Below are 17,692 nucleotides of genomic sequence, written 5' to 3' on the forward strand. Positions count from 1 at the left end.
ATTCCGTGGTGTGAGAGGTGCACCTATCGTGAGCGCGATGTTTCGGCAGGTCAATTCGGGTGTTGAAAAACAACGCCTTGCGCAACGAAAACCTCTCCGAAAGTAGCATAGACACAGGTTGTTGCCCGTGTTTCCTTTAAAAACGGATTGATTTTGTCGATTTTCAACGAGGAGATAGTCATGCGTGAATTGACTGCGGAAGAAATTGAATTTGTGTCAGGTGGCGGCGGCAATCTTGATAGCGATCATGGTATCTCCAAGGGGCAGTTGTCGGGTGGATCCGCGAAATCGGGAGGCAGCAGCAAGAGCAGTTCGTCGCATAGTTCTGTTTCAACGACGACGACCAAATCACGCGGATTTTCCGGTACGCTGGTGGGGGTCACTCGCGGCATTGACGGCCTCAAGCTCGGAACGGATTGCCACTACAGCACGCCGGTGGGGAGCTTTACCGTATCAAGCAGTGGCTGGAACGACTGCGACAAGACGCATCCGGCTCCGCGCGGCGGGGGATTTGGCCGGTGAATGACACGAGGCCTTTTTGATCTTTTGGGCATGGTATTGTTTCACGCGGTTCAATTGCGAAAAGCGGAGCGGTGGTTTTCCCGAGCCGGCTGATTGCGTGCGAGCGCGTGATTGATTATGTCTCCCGGACCAGTCGTTGCGTGCCGGCATCTGGGCTGGTTATGAGATTGAGTAGGGAGGCAAGATGCCAAACCGCCGTGATACGCTCCTGATGTCCGCTGCCGCCGCCATTTCCATGGCCGTCCCGGCGATGGCTGCCGGCGAGACTGTTCCTGCGCCTGTCGGCAGCGTTGATGTGGCCAAACTCATGCAGCCGGGGCCGCTTGAGGACATGGTCCTCGGCAATGCCGGTGCGCCCGTGACCATCGTTGAATACGCGTCCATGGCCTGCTCGCATTGCGCGGATTTCACCGTGCAAACGCTGCCCGTCATCAAACAGAAATACATCAGCACCGGCAAGGCGAAGCTCATCTTTCGCGAATTGCCGCTGGAGCCGCGCTCCACGGGCATTTTCATGCTGGCGCGCTGCGTGACCAAGGAGCGCTATTATCCCTTCATCGAAACGCTGTTCGGGCATCAGCGGCAGTGGATCCAGACCAAGGATATCATGGGTTATCTGCAGCAGACGTCCAAGCTGGCGGGGCTGTCGGAGCAGGAATTCAAATCCTGCCTGGCCGACCAGTCACTCCTCAACAAGGTGAACGCCGTCCGGGAAAGCGCACTGAAGGAGTTCGGCGTCACCGGTACGCCGACATTCTTCGTCAACGGCAGGAAATATGTCGGCGCGCTTTCGGTGGCCCAGATGTCGGCGATCATCGATAGCGCGTTGCAAGCCGCGCGGTAGGGCGCGCGGGATCGCCCTCTGCTGCCGCAAGATCAATTGGCGACGGCGATATGGCCCAGCTTCTCCGGGTTGCGCACGATGTAGATCGCCTTGATTTTTCCGTCCTCGATGGCGAGGGCGGTGGTCTGGAGCAGGCCGTCGGCTTCGCGGGTGACATAGCCGGGAAGGCCATCGATCAGTCCCTGACGCAGCAGCGGCGGTTTGCGGTATTCGGCGTGGCGCGCAATACCGGCAAAGAAACGCGACACCTTGTCCTGTGTATAGACGGGATTGATCGCCGAGGGACGGATGCCGCCGCCATCGGTGTAGAGCGTGACATCCTCGGCGAGCAGCGCTTGCAGGGCCTGCATGTCGCCGCTGCGCGAGGCATTGAAGAAGGCTGTCGCAATAGTCCTGCCATGCGTGTCGGACACGGGAAAACGCGGTTTTGCCTGCTGCACATGGGTACGGGCGCGGCTGGCAAGCTGGCGGCAGGTTGCCGGATCGCGGCCGATGGCTTCCGATACCTGATTGAAATCCTGGCCGAACACATCATGCAGCAGGAAGGCCGCGCGTTCGAGCGGCGACAGCCGTTCCAGCGCCATCATCAGGGTGAGGGTGATATCATTGTCGGTTTCCTCCTCGCTGGGGTCGAAGATCGGCTCGGGCAGCCAGCTTCCCACATAGGTCTCCCGCCGCACGCGCGCCGATTTCAGGTGATCGAGGCAAAGCCGCGATATGGTGCGCACGAGGAAGGCTTCCGCGCTGCGCACCTGCGACCGGTCGGCCTGGTGCCAGCGGATGAAACCTTCCTGCACGATGTCTTCCGCCTCCGCGACTGAACCGAGCATGCGGTAGGCAATGCGGATCAGCCGGGGCCGGAGGCGGTTGAATGTTTCCGTCGCGTCAGGCTGCACGGGCTTTGTCGACCGGATGGACGGAGCGGAAGCCGACGGAAATCCGGTTCCAGGCGTTGATGGTCACGATCAGCATGGTCAGTTTGACGATCTCCTCTTCGGTGAACTGAGTCTTGAGGGGCTCAAAGTCGCGGTCGTCGGCATGGGTTTGCGCAACCAGTGTCAGTGCCTCGGTCCAACCCAGCGCGGCGCGCTCACGGTCGCTATAAAGCGGCGATTCCCGCCAGGCATCAAGCAGCACCAGGCGCTGCACCGTTTCGCCATGCTTGATCGCATCCTTCGAATGCATGTCGAGGCAGTAGGCGCAGCCATTGATCTGCGAGGCGCGCATCTTGACCAGCTCGATCAGGCTGTGTTCGAGGCCGCTTTTGACAACGACGTCCTCCATGTCAAGCATTGGCTTCATGATGGCGTAGCTATAGGGAATCAATCGGGCTTTCATCAGTCATCTCCTTGTGCGGCATTGCGTTGCCTGCAGACAAGACGAGATGGAAAGGCCGGATGTGACATGCCCCGTAAATTTTTCGGATTATTTTTCAGCCGAGCGGAAAAGCCTGCGGCACAAGGATGCGGTGCGCGGTTTCCCGTGCGGCGGCATCGTCTTTGACAAAGGCAAAGGGAACGCCGAAAGCATGGCCGAACGCCTGGGAGGCGAGCTTGATCGGCTTGGCCACCGGCCCCTTGTTCTCGATGACGATGGCGCCGGCACACCAGCGTGCCAGCTGGTCGCGAAAGCGTTTGAGCACCAGCGAGCGTTGCTTGCGCTGCTCGTGCGGCTCCTCCTGATGATCGTCGGGCGAATGATCGGCGATCATGACGAAGCGTTCGCCGCGGGCAAACAGCGCCCTGATCTGCGCTTCCGGGCTTTCGGTGCTGTCCTGGTCGGCACGCAGATAGACAAGCGGAAATTCCTTCAGATCAATGAGCATCGTTGTCTCCTACAGGTGCATGGCGACGAATTCCCTGAGTTTGGGATCACGGATCGATAAGAAGTCAAACAGACCCAATGCAACCAGTGCGGGCAGCGCATCGAGAATGTCCTGTTCGGTCACCTCACGCTCCTCGGCGGTTGCGCCGGGTTTCAGCCAGAGCCGTGCGTTGATGAGGAAGGCGCCAACCGTCCCCTTGCGCACGGCAACGTCGTTGACCTCCACCTGGTTGATATTGTCGGGCAAAATGTCCTGGGCACGCATCGTCGTCTCCTTGGCAAAAATCATGCGAGCAAACTAGCCACGACACGTTGGCGCTGCTATCGTATCTATGCCAATGAATACGGCGTTGAGGCCAAAATGAGCTATTTCATCACCCCGGAACAAGCCATGTCGTCCGAAGGCCCGATCATCATTGCGGGCAAGCAGGAGAGGAGTGCTCCACGGTTCGTTGCCGTCCACGCCCATGCGCGCGGCCAGTTGCTGGGGGCGAGCACCGGCCTGTTGACGATTGGAACGGAAGCGGGGCAATGGGTCGTTCCCGCCATCCATGCGGTGTGGATACCGCCGTATCACAAGCATTCGCTGCAGTCGCACGGGGCCTATTTCGGCTGGAGTGTCTACGTGGCGGAACCGGAATGCGCGATGCTCCCCGCCATTCCCTGCACCCTGCGCAGTTCCGGCCTGCTGCGCGAGGCGGTCAGCCGGGCGGCTGGCTGGAAGGGCGAGGTGCTTGATCAGGGACAGGAGCGGATTGCGCGCGTCATTCTCGATGAGATCGCCAGCCTGCCGCATGAGGATCTCGGGCTGCCGATGCCGGCGGATGCGCGGCTGGCGCGCATCGCCCATGCCTTTACCGGCAATCTGCTCGACGAACGAAAGGCCGAGGATTGGGCTGACTGGGCGGGTATTCCCACCCGGACGATGACGCGCAAATTCGTGGTTGAAACGGGTTTCACCTTTACCGAGTGGCGCCAGCGCGCCCGGCTGATGCGGGCGCTGGAATTGCTGGCAGCGGGGCAGGCGGTCACATCAGTCGCGCTTGATGTCGGCTACAACAATATCAGCGCCTTCATTGCCATGTTCCGGCGCGTGTTCGGGGGCACGCCCACGCGCTATTTCGCCGGTGGGGGCTCTTAGTCGCCGTTGACGAAGAAGCGCCAGCGGCCCTTCGGCGTAATGCCGAGGCGGTAGAACACATAGGTGCCGAACTGCTTCATCTCGTCATAATCACCGGCGGTGACGATCTGGAACAATTCCACGCGCTGCTTGGCATCGAGCTTGTCGAGCGGGTAGGCGAAGAAATACGGCCAGACATAGAGCTCATCAGGCGTTCCGGCATCCAGATGGACATAGCCTGAATTGAGGATATCGATGGCGATGGCGAGGATTTCCTGTCCATCCGTGTCGCCGGCAAGGCTCTTCAGATAGGCAATCGGGTCGCCGTCGGTATCGGCGAGCGACAGCATCGTCATGTCGTCGCCCGAGCCGATCAGCGGCCGCAGGGATTCCAGCGAACCGGTCTTGGCTGCGGCAATGATAAGCTCGCGCATCTTCTGCACCGGGAAGGGCAGCTTGGTGACGTCGTATTCCACGTGCGGCGGCGGCGAGCCTTCCGGTACGTTCGGCAGGGCCGGATTGCTGCGCGGCGCGCCAGCCGTATCGTTTTCCTTGGCAGCGGGTGCCTCGGGCGCCTTCTTTTCCTGCGCTGCGGCAGGGGCGGCGGGCTTTTCCGGTGTTGTCGTGGCGGGTTTGGTCTCGGAAGCGGCAGGCGGAGCTGCCGGGGCGGTGCCCGCCGGTGCCTTCTCCTCGGGCTTTGCCGGAGCCGTTTCAGTGGCCTTCGGCAGCTCTTCCTTCTTGATCTCGCTGAGCGCCAGCTGCACGGGCCTGTCCAGTGCAGCGGCATAGGCAGGAACAGCGCAGGCGCAAAGGACTGCCGCTAGAAAACCTGTTCTGGCGATCACGGAAGCGGAAGCGAGCTTGTCGAGCATGCAGGATCACCAGGTCGTTGAATTATTGCAGGACGCGATTCGAAGAGAATTCACCTGCAGAAATACGTTCGCGCAGCACTTCGAGCAAGGCCAGCGCGGACACTTCGCCGTTATCCCGGATCAATTCGGTCAGCGCGGTCGCAAATGCAGCTTCGGCCATGATCTCGGGCTCGATACCTTCAAGAGTGCCATCTGCCCAGACTTCATTCTGATATTCGATCGCAACCAGCTTTTTTTCTTCTGCAACCAACTTATCGAGGTCCGCCGATGTCATGTTCATGATTATACCATCCTTGGCCGAAGCCAATTCTTAAACTGCCGCTAAACAATACCATACGTTTTGCTTAAAATGCGGTCCTTTGGCTTCAACAGTTAAAGCCTGGTTAATTTCCATAGCCCGATATGATCTCCGAAGAAAGCCTTTCTCCTTCGGTCTGGTAGCGGTCAATCGCCGCAATCGCCTGGCTCGTGCACGCCGTATAGGTCTCGGTAAACGTCCGGTAGCCGCGGTTGAAACTGGCCACCAGCCGTGCCCGGCGGGCAGGGTCCGGATTCTCCGCCGCCAGCAGCGAATCCATCCGGTCGCGCCACTGGCTGCTTTTTTCGCCGCAGATGTTGCGCAGCGAATGAATGGAGCCGAGAATTTCCGCCAGCCGGATCAGCTTTGTTTCATACAATGGGTCCACCGCGTGGGCGGGACCCGCGCTGACGATCGCCAACAGAAATGCTGATATCAATGCTCTGCGGCGCACGTCTTGACCCTGTGGCGGTGGAATCCCCTGCAGACGGTTGTGGCCGGAAAGCAAGGCGTCTTCAAGGCGCAATGCGGCAATACCCTCAACTTTTGAAGGTTCGCGCGAGAGCGTGGGCCATGTCGAGCACGCTGGCGGTGACATCGAAGCCGGCCATTTCCTTGACTTTCAGCCAGTGGACCGCCGCCGCGTCATCGGCGGCAATGGCCTCACCCCTGGGATCGTGCGCCAGGAAAACCGCGAGGCGATAGGGCCGGGGGGCGGGAAATTCCGGGGTCGAATAATCGAAGACAACCGTGTCGAGATAGGACACCTCCGTCGCGCGGATGCCGGTTTCTTCGAACAGTTCGCGGATGGCGGCGGTATCAGGCGCTTCTCCCTCTTCGCGCCGCCCGCCGGGGAAGGCCAGCCAGCCCTTGGCGGGTTCGCGCCCGCGCTCCACCAGGAGGAAAGCCTCGTTGCGGATACAGACGGCTGAAACGCCGTCAACATCGGGGGAAAGCGGAATCTGTGCCATATGTCAGGGGTATGTCGCGGCTGGGGCTTTGACAAGAGCATCGTGCAACATCCCGCAAACTCCACCTTGACCCGGCATCGAAAAACCGGATGATCGCCACTCCAATTCAAATAGGCTCTCATTGCATGTGCGGACGTTTTGCCCTCCTCGGAACCCCGGAAGAGATTGAAGCCCTGATGGGGCTGATGGATGTCGAGGCCTTTCCGGCCCGCTACAATATCGCGCCGACACAGCCGGTGCTGATGATCGTCTCGGGCGAAACGCCGCCGCCCGGCAGCAACCGCCCCGACCGGCGGGCCTTGCTGGTGCGCTGGGGGTTCATTCCCGGCTGGGTCAAGGACACCGCCGATTATCCGCTGATGATCAATGCCCGTTCGGAAACCGCCATCGACAAGGCATCCTTCAAGACCGCCATGCGGCATCGCCGTGCGCTCATCCCCGCTTCGGGTTTTTACGAATGGCGCCGCGACGGCAAGAACAAGTCGCAGGCGTTCTGGATCCGCCCCAAGCATGGCGGCGTCATCGCCTTTGCCGGCCTGTACGAGCCATGGGCCAATGCGGAAGGCTCGGAAATGGACACGGGCGCGATCCTGACCACCAGCGCCAATGAAACGCTGCGCCCCATCCATGACCGCATGCCCGTCGTCATCGAACCCAAGGATTTCAGCCGCTGGCTCGACTGCAAGACCCAGGAGCCGCGCCATGTCGCCGATCTGTTGAAACCGGCCCAGGCGGACTTTTTCGAGGCGATACCGGTGTCCGACAAGGTCAACAAGGTTGCCAATATGGGCCCGGACATTCAGGAACGGGTGGCCGAAGGGGCTTTTGAGGTCAAAAAACCGCTGCGGCAGAAGCCGCCCGAGTCCGACGATCAGATGAAGCTGTTCTGACCGTCCATCCAAGCCTCTCCTTCAGATTTCAGGATTTTCCCATGTTTTCCGCCGCTTTGTCCGGTTTCCTTCTCGGTGCCTCGTTGATCATCGCCATCGGCGCGCAGAATGCCTTCATTCTGCGCCAGGGGCTTTTGCAGGAGCATGTTTTCATCCTGTCCCTGATCTGCGCGCTGTCCGATGCGCTGCTGATCACGGCCGGTGTTGCCGGTCTCGGCACGCTGATTGCCCAGTCCCCCCAGCTGATTTCGATGGTCACGCTTGGCGGCGCGGCATTCCTGTTCTGGTATGCATCGGTGGCGTTTCGCCGTGCGCTCAAGCCGGAGGCCATGCAGGCGGCGCGCTCGGGCGGGGGCTCGCTGAAGGCGGCCATTGCCACGGTGCTGGCGCTGACCTTCCTCAATCCGCATGTCTATCTGGATACGGTGGTTCTGCTGGGCGGCCTGTCAGCGCGTTTTGAAGGCGTCAACCGGGCGGCCTATGGCGCCGGAGCTGCGGTCGCCTCGTTCGTCTGGTTCTTCGGTCTCGGCTATGGCGCGAGACTGCTGCAGCCGGTTTTTGCCAGGCCGGCCGCATGGCGTGTCCTGGACGTCCTGATCGGCCTTGTCATGGCCGGGATCGCCCTCAGTCTGTTAGTCCGTTTCCTGCACGGTTGAAACGGTCAGCAGCGGCCGCTGGCGCGGCTTGGTCAAAACGGCGGCCTGAACGGCGGCCGGGCCAATCGCACGGTATTGTGCGGCCAGATGATCGGCGAAAACGGTGTCGCGGGCTTTGGCCGCTACGGAAGTGTTGGTCATGTGTCCGGTCCTGTGTCGCGGGGACAATTCCCCTCTGTTCTGGGGTGCAGGAATCCCGGTCAATTCCGCCGGAAAAAAGGCACATTCCGGGAGGATTTTGGGCTTTCCGGTTAATTTGAATTAACCAGTTCAAACCCGATAAATTTGCCACACCCGGCCGTTGGCAAGTTGCGCTTGACCTTGCGCCCCGGCTCAATCATAAATGCAATCATGAAAACGTCGTCCGTAACGATTATTACCTGTCGGATTATTATCAGCTAGCGCTTCGCTGGCCCCGGCCGTTTTCGTCTCAAAATTCGCTCCAAAGATGTGAAACGCACCGGTCGCCAGACCAGCGCCGTGATATGCGTTTTTACCGTTGCAACCCGAATTTGAGATCAAAGACATGCCGCAGACCCTGAGCCTCTACAACACGCTCACCCGCACGAAGGAAGATTTCGTGCCGATCGATCCGAAAAACGTGCGCATGTATGTCTGCGGTCCGACCGTCTACGACTATGCCCATATCGGCAATGCCCGCCCGGTGATCGTCTTCGACGTCCTGTTCCGGCTGCTGCGCCATCTGCATGGCGAGGCACAGGTGACCTATGTGCGCAACATCACCGACGTGGATGACAAGATCAACGCCCGTGCGGCGCGCGACTATCCCGGCCTGCCGCTCAACGAGGCGATCCGGATCGTCACCGACAAGACCAATGCGCAGTTTCAGGCGGATGTGACGGCGCTCGGCAATCTCGAGCCGTCGGACCAGCCGCGCGCCACGGATTACATCAAGGAAATGGTGGCGATGATCGACCGGCTCGTCGAGCAGGGCGTCGCCTATGTCGCCGACGGCCATGTGCTGTTTTCCCCTTCGGCAATGAATGCCCGCAAGGGCCCGCGCTATGGCCTGCTTGCCCGCCGTTCGGCCGATGACATGCTCGCCGGTGCCCGCGTTGACGTGGCGTCCTACAAGCGCGACGAGATGGACTTTGTTCTGTGGAAGCCGTCCAAGGTGGATGAACCCGGCTGGCCGTCGCCCGCGGGCATTGAAGGGCTTGGCCGGCCCGGCTGGCACATCGAGTGCTCCGCCATGGCGATGGCCAAGCTGCTCGAGCCCTTCGGCGGCGGTCTTGCCTGCGACGATCCGATGAAGAACATTTTCGATATCCATGCCGGCGGCATCGATCTGGTGTTCCCGCACCATGAGAATGAGATCGCCCAGTCGTGCTGCGCGCTGGGGACCGAGCGCATGGCCAATATCTGGATGCACAACGGTTTCCTGCAGGTCGAAGGCCAGAAAATGGCCAAGAGCGCCGGCAACTTCTTCACCATCAACGAGCTGTTGCAGACGACGACCTTCGGCGATCGCAAATGGCCGGGCGCGGTGTTGCGCCTCGCCATGCTGATGACCAATTACCGCGAGCCGATCGACTTCACCGTCAGCCGGCTCGAGGAAGCGGAGAACATCCTGGTCAAGGCGCGCGAATATGTCGGCGATGCGCCTGTCGGCACGATCCCGGATGATGCGATCACCATCCTGTCGGACGATCTGGCGACGCCAAGCCTGATCAACTGGCTGGCATCGATCCGCAAATCCGGTTCGGTCAGCCCGGCGGATTACCACGCGGCATTTGCCCTGCTGGGCGTGGATGTGGCGGGTCAAACCGCCGCCAGCCTGTCCGACGCCTTCAAGGCGGAGCTCGATGCCAGGATCAGCGAGCGGTTGTCCCTGCTTGCGGCGAAAAGCTTTGCCGAGGCGGATCGCATCCGCAATGAGCTTCTGGAGCAGGGCATCCAGCTGAAGGACGGCAAGGACCCGCAGACCGGCGAACGCGTGACAACCTGGGAGGTGAAACGGTGACATCGGCGCTATTTCACCCCCCTCTGTCCTGCCGGACATCTCCCCCACACGGGGGGAGATCAGCTTTCATGGCTGCCGTCATACAATCTGAGAGTTTGAACATTGTGGGTAAACACCGATGTCTATGTGATCTCCCCCCTTGTGGGGGAGATGTCCGGCAGGACAGAGGGGGGTGAGTACCATGCCGTCACATACACCTGTTCCCCGCAAAATTCGAAGCAATGCCAAGGCAATGCGCCGGGCATTGACGGACGCTGAACTGAAGCTCTGGAATGCGGTTCGTGCGCACCGGCTGATGGGGCTAAGCTTTAAAAGGCAGATGCCCGTTGCCGGTTACATCGTTGATTTTGCTTGTCCTTCACATCGCGTGATTGTTGAGCTTGATGGCGCGCAGCATGGTGAAGATGATCATCTGGTCTATGATCTGGGCAGAACCCGCCGGCTGGAAGCCGATGGCTGGGTCGTCCTGCGTTTCTGGAATGACGATGTCTTGCGGGATATCGAGGGCGTGTGTCAGCACATTGTCCGTGTTGCGCTGAAGGGGAGCCACAGCCATGAGTCTTGATAACAGGCCCGTCTATAGCGGCGGCTGTCAGTGCGGCGCGGTGCGGTTCCGCGTTGAAGGTGCGCTGACCGATACCTCCATCTGTCATTGCCGCATGTGCCAGAAGGCTTTCGGCAATTTCTATGCGCCGCTGGTTTCCACCCGGACGGCGCACCTGGAGTGGACGCGCGGCGCGCCAAAGCGCTTCCGCTCGTCCAATCACGTCCAGCGCGGCTTCTGCGCCGCTTGCGGCACGCCCCTGACCTACGAGGCGCCCGACGGTGTCGCGCTGGCCATCGGCGCCTTCGATCATCCGGAGGAACTGGCGCCGCTCGTGCAATGGGGCATCGAAGACAAGCTGCCCTATGTCGATGATCTCAGCCGGTTGCCGGGCCACAGGTCCGATGGCGATCCTGAATCGATCGAATTCCTGAAAACAATGGTTTCCAACCAGCATCCCGATCATGATACGGATGCATGGCCGCTGGGGGAGGCGGGCAAGTGACAAAAGAACGCGTTTATCTCTTCGACACGACGTTGCGCGACGGGCAGCAGACGCCGGGCATCGATTTTTCGGTCGAGGACAAGAAGGTCATTGCCGATATGCTCGATGAGTTCGGCCTCGACTATGTCGAGGGCGGCTATCCCGGCGCCAATCCGACCGACACGGCCTTCTTTGCGGAAAAGCGCACCAAACGGGCAAAGTTTGCCGCTTTCGGCATGACCAAGCGCGCCGCTGTTTCGGTGTCCAACGATCCGGGGCTGGCGGCGCTGATCCGCTCTCCGGCCGATGTCGTCTGTTTTGTCGGCAAGAGCTGGGACTACCATGTCCGTGTCGCGCTCGGCTGTACCAACGAGGAGAACCTCGAATCCATCGATGCTTCCGTCCGGGCGGCGGTCGAGGCGGGCAAGGAAGCCATCGTCGATTGCGAGCATTTTTTCGACGGCTACAAGGCCAACCCGGACTATGCCATGGCCTGCGCCAGGACCGCCTACGACGCCGGGGCGCGCTGGGTGGTGCTGTGCGACACCAATGGCGGCACGCAGCCCGGCGAAGTCAGCGCGATCGTCCGCGCCGTCACCAAAGCCATCCCCGGCGATCACCTCGGCATCCATGCCCACAACGACACGGAGCAGGCGGTTGCCAATTCGCTCGCGGCCGTCGATGCGGGCGTGCGTCATATCCAGGGCACGCTCAACGGCATCGGCGAGCGCTGCGGCAATGCCAATCTGATCACCATCATCCCGACACTGGCGCTCAAGCCCGCCTGGTCGGACCGCTTCGAAACCGGCATCAGCGCCGAAAAGCTCAAGGGCCTGTCGCGCCTGTCGCGCAGTTTCGATGAACTGCTCAACCGCGCGCCCAATGCGCAGGGCGCCTTTGTCGGCGCGTCGGCCTTTGCCACCAAGGCGGGCATTCACGCCTCGGCACTGATCAAGGACCCGGCGACCTACGAACACATACCGCCGGAGACTGTCGGGAACCGCCGCAAGGTCATGGTGTCCGATCAGGGCGGAAAATCCAACTTTATCAATGAGCTGGAGCGGCGCGGCATTCCCGTTGCAAAAAACGATCCGCGCCTCGATACGCTGATCGCGCTGGTCAAGGAGCACGAGGCTGAGGGCTATGCCTATGAGGGCGCCGATGCCAGCTTCGAACTGCTGGCCCGCCGTACGCTCGGTACGGTGCCGGAATTCTTCAAGGTCGAATCCTTCCGCTGCATGGTCGAACGCCGCTTTGATGCCAATGGCAATATCAAGACCGTTTCCGAAGCCGTGGTCCGCGTCGAGGTTGATGGCGAGCAGCGCATGTCCGTGGCGGAAGGGCATGGCCCGGTCAATGCGCTCGATCTGGCCTTGCGCAAGGACATGGGGCGCTACCAGCACGAGATCGACGATCTGGTGCTGGCGGATTTCAAGGTGCGTATCCTCAATGGCGGCACGGAAGCCATCACCCGGGTTCTGGTCGAATCGACGGATTCCAGCAATGTGCGCTGGTGGACGGTGGGCGTTTCCGACAATATCATCGATGCCTCGTTTCAGGCGCTGATGGACTCAATCGTCTATAAATTGATGAAAAATCGCGATCTCGCTGGCAAAATCGCTGCCGAGTGAGCCGGTTTTCTCGATTTTTGGATGAAATTGATCCCAAATCATCAAGGGCGTTGATGGGATGATCAGCCGAATTCGATAGACGTTTCCGGCCTGTAGTCGTAGAGCATCGCCGCATGAGTGAACAGATCAATCAAAGCGGCCTTGGGGCTGGAGCAATCGCAGCTGAAGCAGGGCCGGGAATGTCCGACGGCAGGAAAGGCTTTATCTTTGCGCTTTCCGCCTATCTGCTGTGGGGCATCCTGCCATTCTATCTGAAAGCCGTGGCTTACATGCCGGCGCTGGAAGTGGTGGCGCACCGCATCGTCTGGTCGGTTCCCATTGCCGGTGCCGTGCTGTGGTGGCTGGGACGTTTCGACGATCTGAGAACCGCGCTGACAACGCCGCGCATGCTGGCCATGGCCACCTTGACGGCGACGCTGATCACCATCAACTGGGGCACCTATGTCTGGGCCATCGGTGCCGGGCACGCCATCGACACGGCGCTCGGCTACTACATCAATCCGCTGGTGAACGTGGTGCTCGGCAGTATTTTCCTGTCGGAAAAGCTGACGCGCCCGCAGATGGTAGCGGTCGGCCTTGCGGCCTGCGCGGTTGTGCTCCTGACCATTTCATCCGGCGGCCTGCCGTGGATTTCGCTGGTTCTCGCCTTCAGCTTCGGGTTCTACGGCTTCTTCCGCAAAACGTTGCCCATCGGTCCGACGCAAGGCTTCATGCTGGAAGTGCTGATCCTGTCCATTCCCTCGCTTGGCTTCATTGCCTGGACCGTGGCGCAGGGTACGAGCCATTTCGTCAATGGCGGCAGCCATGATATCGGCCTTCTCCTGTTTGCCGGTCCGGCCACGGCCATTCCGCTTATTCTCTACGCTTTTGGCGCAAAACTCCTGCGCTATACCACCATCGGCCTGATGCAGTATCTCGCGCCGACCATCGTGTTCCTCTGCGCCATCTTCGTGTTCAAGGAGCCGTTCTCCAACAGCCAGTTCATTGCCTTCGCGCTGATCTGGGCGGCACTGGCGATCTACACCTGGTCGATGCTGCATGAATCGCGCAAGGCGAAGCTTTCCTAACGCCCTGATCCGCCGATCCTGCGGACGATCAGGTAGACCATGGCCGAGATGATCACGGCGAGCAGCGCCACCACCCAGAAGCCATGCGCGCTGTTGGCAAAGGGCAGGCCCGGCGTGTTCATGCCGAACAGTCCGGTGATGACATTGCTCGGCAACAGCACGGCGGTCATGACCGAGAGCACGTAGAGAAAACGGTTGGACTGATCGGTCATCTTGGCCAGCAGCTCGTCCTGCAGCAGCCTTGCGCGCTGCTGCAGCTGTTCGCCTTCCGCATGCAGCGTTGCCGCGCGGATCGACAGGCCTTCGATCAGATCGTCGAGATCTTCCGGCAGGGCGCGCCGGTCCGCATGGTCGATATGGCGGAACAGGCTGGTGGCAGCCGTGAGATAGCGGTGAAACACCACGATCTGTCGGCGCACCGGCACCAGCCGTTCGCGCTCGCCCTGCCATTTTTCGCTGACGATGTGGTCCTCGATGGAATCGAGCGTTTCCGAAAGCCGGTTGATCTCGGCCTTGAGCAGGTCGAGAAAGCGCCGGAATATCGCGTTGAACAGTGCAATCGGCGCGGCCGGCCTGATCTTGCCGCGATTGATGGACTGGCGCACGTCATCCACCGATTGCAGCGGGTGGCGGCGGCCGCTGATGAACAGGTTCCGGTCGAAGGCAAAGCGGAAATAGCCGAGCTCGCGCGGATCGCCGTAGTGCTCGTGCTGCAGATCCGGCAGTTCACCGAACAGCCAGCCGTCTTCGAAGCTGATCTGGCATTGATCGCCGGAGGAGAGAAAGGCTTCGCGCACGCTGTCCGGCAGGCTCTTGTCCGCTTCGAGGCTGCGCCGGGCGCGCGCATCGGCCAGCGCATAGCTCTTCCAGGTCCATGCCTTGTCCGTCACGGCGGCAGGTTCGGACAGCAAGGCGCCGTCGCTGCCGAAGCGGTAGGATATGACAAAGTCGTCATGGGGCAGAAGTTTTGCTTCGGGGGAGGGATCTAAGCTCAGCGTTTGAACCATGAAATCCCCGCTCCTTTGCTGCTACAGCCGTTCGATGATCGCTTCGTCGCCGTCCCGGTCGCCTCTTGCTGCTGCTTTGAGGATCGCCGGAACGATGTCTTCCGGGCGTTCTACCACAAGCGGATTGACCAAATGTGACGTATGCACGAAGCCTTCCGCCTTCATGTGATCGATGAGGGCAAGCATCGGATTCCAGAACCCGTTGATGTTGGCGAACACCATCGGCTTGCGGTGGCGCCCGAGCTGCGCCCAGGTCATGATCTCGACGATCTCCTCCACCGTGCCGATGCCGCCGGGCAGGGTGACGAAGGCGTCGGAGCGCTCGAACATCTTGTGCTTGCGCTCGTGCATGTCCTCGGTGACAACCAGTTCCGACAGCTGGCCGAGCGCATGCTCGGTGGCTTCCTTGTTCATCAGGAACTTCGGAATGATGCCGGTGACCTTGCCGCCCGCCGACATGACACCATCGGCAACGGCGCCCATGATGCCCTTCGTGCCGCCGCCGTACACCAGCTCAAGCCCGTTTTCGGCAATGGATTTGCCCAGCATCCTGCCGCTCTGTTTGTAAATCGGATCGCGGCCCGGAGACGAGCCGCAGTAAACGCAGATGGATTGAATCTTGCTCATTTGAAAAGTGGTGCCTTCTGTGCGGTGAAACGTCAAGCCGCTGCGGATGCGACAAAAGCCTCGAATTGCGAATCTGGTAGAATAATCACAAAGAATGAGGCTGAATCTAAACGGTTTTCTTGTGGCAGAGCACAAAAGGCGCTAGAGCAAAAAGAACAAAAGGGTTGGGGATCGATGGTCAAGAACAAGTTTGCACTATTGGGGTTTGGCGTTGTTGTCGCCGTGGGGCTGGCTGCTGCCTATCTGGGGTTTGTTCCGGGTAAGCCGACTTCCAATACGCCGGCCGTAACGGCGAGCGGAAACACACCTGCGCCAACCGCCCAAACGCCCGCCGCAAAACCGGCCGAACAGCCGCAAGCTGCAGCTCCCGCTGCGCCCTCGGCCGACACGACGGCACCGGCTGCCGCGCCAGCCACAGGCACGACGACGCCGCAGGTTGAAGCAGCCGAGGGCAAGCCGGGTGCGCCAACCTTCGATGTGCTGCGCGTTGACCCCAAGGGGACGATCGTTCTGGCGGGCAAGGCTGCCAACAATGCCAAGGTGGACCTTCTGGCCCGCGGCGATATTCTTGGAACCACCAAGGCCTCGCCCAATGGCGATTTCGTCATCGTCCTCGATGATCCCCTGAAGCCCGGCGATTACCAGCTGGTCCTGCGCTCGACGGCACCCGATGGCAGCGCCATGACATCGCTGGAAACCGCCATCGTCTCCATCCCCGAAACCAAATCGGGCCAGGTGCTGGCGCTTGTCGAACAATCCGGCCAGCCGAGCCGGCTGATCACCGTGCCGGAAGCTCCAGCAGGTCAGGCGGCTTCCAGCCAGCCGGCCGCAGCAGCGGCTCCCACCGGTGACAAGCCTGCCAAGCAGCCCGCCGCCAAGGCCCGCATCGTTGTCGAAGCGGTGGAGATCGAAGGCAGCAAACTGTTCATCGCCGGCATTGCCGATGCCGGCTACACGGTCAAGGTCTATGCCAATGACAATCTCATCGGCTCGACCAAGACGGGCGCCGATGGCCACTTTCTCGTGCAGACAACCCGCGACCTGCCCGTGGGCGACTATATCATCCGTGCGGACATGGTGGAAAAGGATGGCGTGACCGTCATTGCCCGCGCCGCCGTACCGTTCAAGCGCGAGGCAGGCCAGCGCGTGTCGGCCGTCGCACCATCCGCAACGCCCGCACCGGCGGCAACGCCGCAGGCTTCGACCGAAACAGCCCCGGCTGCCGGCAGTGAACAGGCGCCGGGCACCGATACGGCCAAGCCGCTTCGCAATGTCGATGGTTCGGTCATCATCCGGCGCGGCGACAATCTGTGGACGATTTCGCGCCGGACCTACGGTGCAGGCGTGCGCTACACGACGATCTATCTGGCCAACAAGGAGCAGATCCAGAACCCGAACAGGATTTTCCCCGGACAGGTCTTTTCATTGCCGGAAAAGGACAAGCCGGCGCCGCAATAGCGTAAGGACGGACGGGTGGCATTCGCGATCAAAGCCGAGATTCGCGATCCGCAGGCGGAAATGTTCGCATTCACCGCGCAGAAGACCATGTATGGCGGCAAGCATATCGCCGCCGGTGACACGGTCTTTCTCTTCGCCAGCGAGAACGAAGGCGGGCAGGGGCTTGTCGCACGCGGTGTCGTCATCTCAGCCGAAGCCTTCGCCAGGAAGAGCGGCGTCATCAGGCAAACGCCGCGTGTCAGCGTCGTGATCCGGCGCAATGCCCTTGCCGCGCATCCGCTGGGCAGGCGTGAACTCAGGCATCTGACCGACTGGAAGGATGGTGAGCCCGGTACGGAACTCAACTTCAAGTTCTACCGCCAGGCAACCGACAAGATCGTCGGAATCTCGGATCGGACGGCGGCATTTCTCGACGGCTTTTTCTGATGCTTGAGTGTCGGATATGCTCCAAAACCGCACCCGTATGGCATGGATGACCCGCTTTAACCCTTGCATTGGAAAATTATATCGTTTATCGCCGATGAACGATGAAATGCAGCAACCGATTTCAACAGGCGATGTCAGATGCGGAAACGGCGCGGATTCTCACCGCGCTCGCCCATCCCGCGCGCCTGCGCATTGTTCGGCAGCTGGCCGGGCTGAATGCCTCCTGCTGCAAGGATATTGTCGCAACGCTTGATCTGGCGCAGTCGACCGTATCGCAGCATCTGAAAATACTGGTCGATGCCGGTCTGGTGAATTACCGCCAGTCCGGCCAGAGTTCCCATTACAGCATCAATCCGGACGCCTTTGCCGATGTCGCCGCTCTTGTCGGCGATATGGCCAATCTGTGCTGTCCGCCCGATACCATTGTGCCGGCAGCGCGGGTAGCCGCTGCGGCCATCAAGGAATAG

At 60.7% G+C, this 17,692-nt stretch carries 24 protein-coding genes; 13 read left to right on the plus strand and 11 right to left on the minus strand.

Annotated elements, in window-relative coordinates; all coding sequences use genetic code 11:
• Positions 1-180 precede the first annotated feature (180 nt).
• A complete protein-coding gene (locus ACZ5FP_RS09430; RefSeq protein ID WP_464659751.1) occupies positions 181-522 on the plus strand; it encodes a hypothetical protein in 342 nt (113 codons plus the stop codon).
• 184 nt (positions 523-706) lie between these two features.
• The gene (locus ACZ5FP_RS09435; RefSeq protein ID WP_464659753.1) at positions 707-1,366 is read left to right on the plus strand and encodes a DsbA family protein; all 660 of its coding nucleotides are present in this window, start codon (positions 707-709) and stop codon (positions 1,364-1,366) included.
• A gap of 32 nt (positions 1,367-1,398) precedes the next feature.
• Here ACZ5FP_RS09435 and ACZ5FP_RS09440 read toward each other — a convergent pair whose 3' ends face one another.
• The 4 genes from ACZ5FP_RS09440 to ACZ5FP_RS09455 all read right to left on the minus strand — a co-directional run bounded on the left by ACZ5FP_RS09440 (position 1,399) and on the right by ACZ5FP_RS09455 (position 3,455).
• On the minus strand, positions 1,399-2,196 hold the full coding sequence (locus tag ACZ5FP_RS09440) for a sigma-70 family RNA polymerase sigma factor (RefSeq protein ID WP_464663230.1): 798 nt from the start codon (positions 2,194-2,196) through the stop codon (positions 1,399-1,401).
• 55 nt (positions 2,197-2,251) lie between these two features.
• Complete coding sequence (locus ACZ5FP_RS09445; protein WP_464659754.1) at positions 2,252-2,704, minus strand: carboxymuconolactone decarboxylase family protein; 453 nt, start codon at positions 2,702-2,704, stop codon at positions 2,252-2,254.
• A 94-nt stretch (positions 2,705-2,798) separates the two neighbouring features.
• Positions 2,799-3,191, minus strand: coding sequence for a hypothetical protein (locus ACZ5FP_RS09450; RefSeq protein ID WP_464659756.1), 393 nt, complete (start codon positions 3,189-3,191; stop codon positions 2,799-2,801).
• 9 nt (positions 3,192-3,200) lie between these two features.
• Entirely contained in the window at positions 3,201-3,455 is a 255-nt protein-coding gene (locus ACZ5FP_RS09455; protein WP_223611271.1) for a hypothetical protein, read from the minus strand.
• 96 nt (positions 3,456-3,551) lie between these two features.
• Between ACZ5FP_RS09455 and ACZ5FP_RS09460 the strand changes: the two genes are divergently transcribed.
• Positions 3,552-4,331 (plus strand): AraC family transcriptional regulator, encoded by a 780-nt coding sequence (locus tag ACZ5FP_RS09460; RefSeq protein WP_464659758.1) that lies wholly within the window; start codon positions 3,552-3,554, stop codon positions 4,329-4,331.
• On the opposite strand, the gene ACZ5FP_RS09465 is transcribed toward ACZ5FP_RS09460, so the two are convergent.
• The 4 genes from ACZ5FP_RS09465 to ACZ5FP_RS09480 all read right to left on the minus strand — a co-directional run bounded on the left by ACZ5FP_RS09465 (position 4,328) and on the right by ACZ5FP_RS09480 (position 6,451).
• Positions 4,328-5,182, minus strand: a complete 855-nt coding sequence (locus ACZ5FP_RS09465) for a hypothetical protein (protein ID WP_464659760.1) — start codon at positions 5,180-5,182, stop codon at positions 4,328-4,330. The genes ACZ5FP_RS09460 and ACZ5FP_RS09465 overlap by 4 nt on opposite strands.
• Positions 5,183-5,204: 22 nt before the next feature.
• Entirely contained in the window at positions 5,205-5,462 is a 258-nt protein-coding gene (locus ACZ5FP_RS09470) for a hypothetical protein (protein ID WP_105736147.1), read from the minus strand.
• 103 nt (positions 5,463-5,565) lie between these two features.
• The gene (locus tag ACZ5FP_RS09475; protein ID WP_374042756.1) at positions 5,566-5,988 is read right to left on the minus strand and encodes a TIGR02301 family protein; all 423 of its coding nucleotides are present in this window, start codon (positions 5,986-5,988) and stop codon (positions 5,566-5,568) included.
• A 31-nt stretch (positions 5,989-6,019) separates the two neighbouring features.
• Positions 6,020-6,451 carry an NUDIX hydrolase gene (locus ACZ5FP_RS09480; RefSeq protein WP_464659762.1) on the minus strand — a complete coding sequence of 144 codons (432 nt, stop codon included), beginning with the start codon at positions 6,449-6,451 and terminating at the stop codon, positions 6,020-6,022.
• A 125-nt stretch (positions 6,452-6,576) separates the two neighbouring features.
• On the opposite strand from ACZ5FP_RS09480, the gene ACZ5FP_RS09485 reads away from it, so the two are divergent.
• Positions 6,577-7,341, plus strand: coding sequence for an SOS response-associated peptidase (locus tag ACZ5FP_RS09485; RefSeq protein ID WP_464659764.1), 765 nt, complete (start codon positions 6,577-6,579; stop codon positions 7,339-7,341).
• Positions 7,342-7,382: 41 nt separating this feature from the next.
• Entirely contained in the window at positions 7,383-7,997 is a 615-nt protein-coding gene (locus tag ACZ5FP_RS09490; RefSeq protein WP_464659765.1) for a LysE/ArgO family amino acid transporter, read from the plus strand.
• Here ACZ5FP_RS09490 and ACZ5FP_RS09495 read toward each other — a convergent pair.
• Entirely contained in the window at positions 7,974-8,138 is a 165-nt protein-coding gene (locus ACZ5FP_RS09495) for a hypothetical protein (RefSeq protein ID WP_158531317.1), read from the minus strand. The two genes, ACZ5FP_RS09490 and ACZ5FP_RS09495, sit on opposite strands and share 24 nt — an antisense overlap.
• A gap of 385 nt (positions 8,139-8,523) precedes the next feature.
• On the opposite strand from ACZ5FP_RS09495, the gene cysS reads away from it, so the two are divergent.
• From cysS to rarD, 5 genes are all read left to right on the plus strand, one after another.
• Positions 8,524-9,981 carry a cysteine--tRNA ligase gene (gene cysS / locus ACZ5FP_RS09500; protein ID WP_464659766.1) on the plus strand — a complete coding sequence of 486 codons (1,458 nt, stop codon included), beginning with the start codon at positions 8,524-8,526 and terminating at the stop codon, positions 9,979-9,981.
• Between the two features lie 181 nt (positions 9,982-10,162).
• Positions 10,163-10,546 carry an endonuclease domain-containing protein gene (locus tag ACZ5FP_RS09505; protein ID WP_464659767.1) on the plus strand — a complete coding sequence of 128 codons (384 nt, stop codon included), beginning with the start codon at positions 10,163-10,165 and terminating at the stop codon, positions 10,544-10,546.
• The gene (locus ACZ5FP_RS09510) at positions 10,536-11,030 is read left to right on the plus strand and encodes a GFA family protein (protein WP_464659769.1); all 495 of its coding nucleotides are present in this window, start codon (positions 10,536-10,538) and stop codon (positions 11,028-11,030) included. Before ACZ5FP_RS09505 ends, ACZ5FP_RS09510 begins: the two co-directional genes overlap by 11 nt.
• On the plus strand, positions 11,003-12,640 hold the full coding sequence (gene cimA, locus ACZ5FP_RS09515; RefSeq protein WP_464659771.1) for a citramalate synthase: 1,638 nt from the start codon (positions 11,003-11,005) through the stop codon (positions 12,638-12,640). Before ACZ5FP_RS09510 ends, cimA begins: the two co-directional genes overlap by 28 nt.
• 113 nt (positions 12,641-12,753) lie before the next feature.
• The gene (gene rarD / locus ACZ5FP_RS09520; RefSeq protein WP_464659773.1) at positions 12,754-13,707 is read left to right on the plus strand and encodes an EamA family transporter RarD; all 954 of its coding nucleotides are present in this window, start codon (positions 12,754-12,756) and stop codon (positions 13,705-13,707) included.
• On the opposite strand, the gene ACZ5FP_RS09525 is transcribed toward rarD, so the two are convergent.
• Together ACZ5FP_RS09525 and ACZ5FP_RS09530 are read right to left on the minus strand one after the other, a co-directional pair.
• The gene (locus tag ACZ5FP_RS09525) at positions 13,704-14,714 is read right to left on the minus strand and encodes a CorA family divalent cation transporter (protein WP_464659775.1); all 1,011 of its coding nucleotides are present in this window, start codon (positions 14,712-14,714) and stop codon (positions 13,704-13,706) included. The genes rarD and ACZ5FP_RS09525 overlap by 4 nt on opposite strands.
• A gap of 21 nt (positions 14,715-14,735) precedes the next feature.
• Entirely contained in the window at positions 14,736-15,341 is a 606-nt protein-coding gene (locus ACZ5FP_RS09530) for an LOG family protein (RefSeq protein WP_223611260.1), read from the minus strand.
• A 174-nt stretch (positions 15,342-15,515) separates the two neighbouring features.
• Here ACZ5FP_RS09530 and ACZ5FP_RS09535 point away from each other — a divergent pair, with 174 nt between their 5' ends.
• The 3 genes from ACZ5FP_RS09535 (at position 15,516) to ACZ5FP_RS09545 (ending at position 17,692) form a co-directional block, all read left to right on the plus strand.
• On the plus strand, positions 15,516-16,799 hold the full coding sequence (locus ACZ5FP_RS09535) for a LysM peptidoglycan-binding domain-containing protein (RefSeq protein WP_464659777.1): 1,284 nt from the start codon (positions 15,516-15,518) through the stop codon (positions 16,797-16,799).
• A 15-nt stretch (positions 16,800-16,814) separates the two neighbouring features.
• On the plus strand, positions 16,815-17,225 hold the full coding sequence (locus ACZ5FP_RS09540) for a hypothetical protein (protein WP_464659779.1): 411 nt from the start codon (positions 16,815-16,817) through the stop codon (positions 17,223-17,225).
• Positions 17,226-17,356: 131 nt separating this feature from the next.
• Complete coding sequence (locus ACZ5FP_RS09545) at positions 17,357-17,692, plus strand: ArsR/SmtB family transcription factor (protein ID WP_223611257.1); 336 nt, start codon at positions 17,357-17,359, stop codon at positions 17,690-17,692.

The sequence above is a fragment of the Phyllobacterium sp. T2-21 genome, assembly GCF_055378485.1.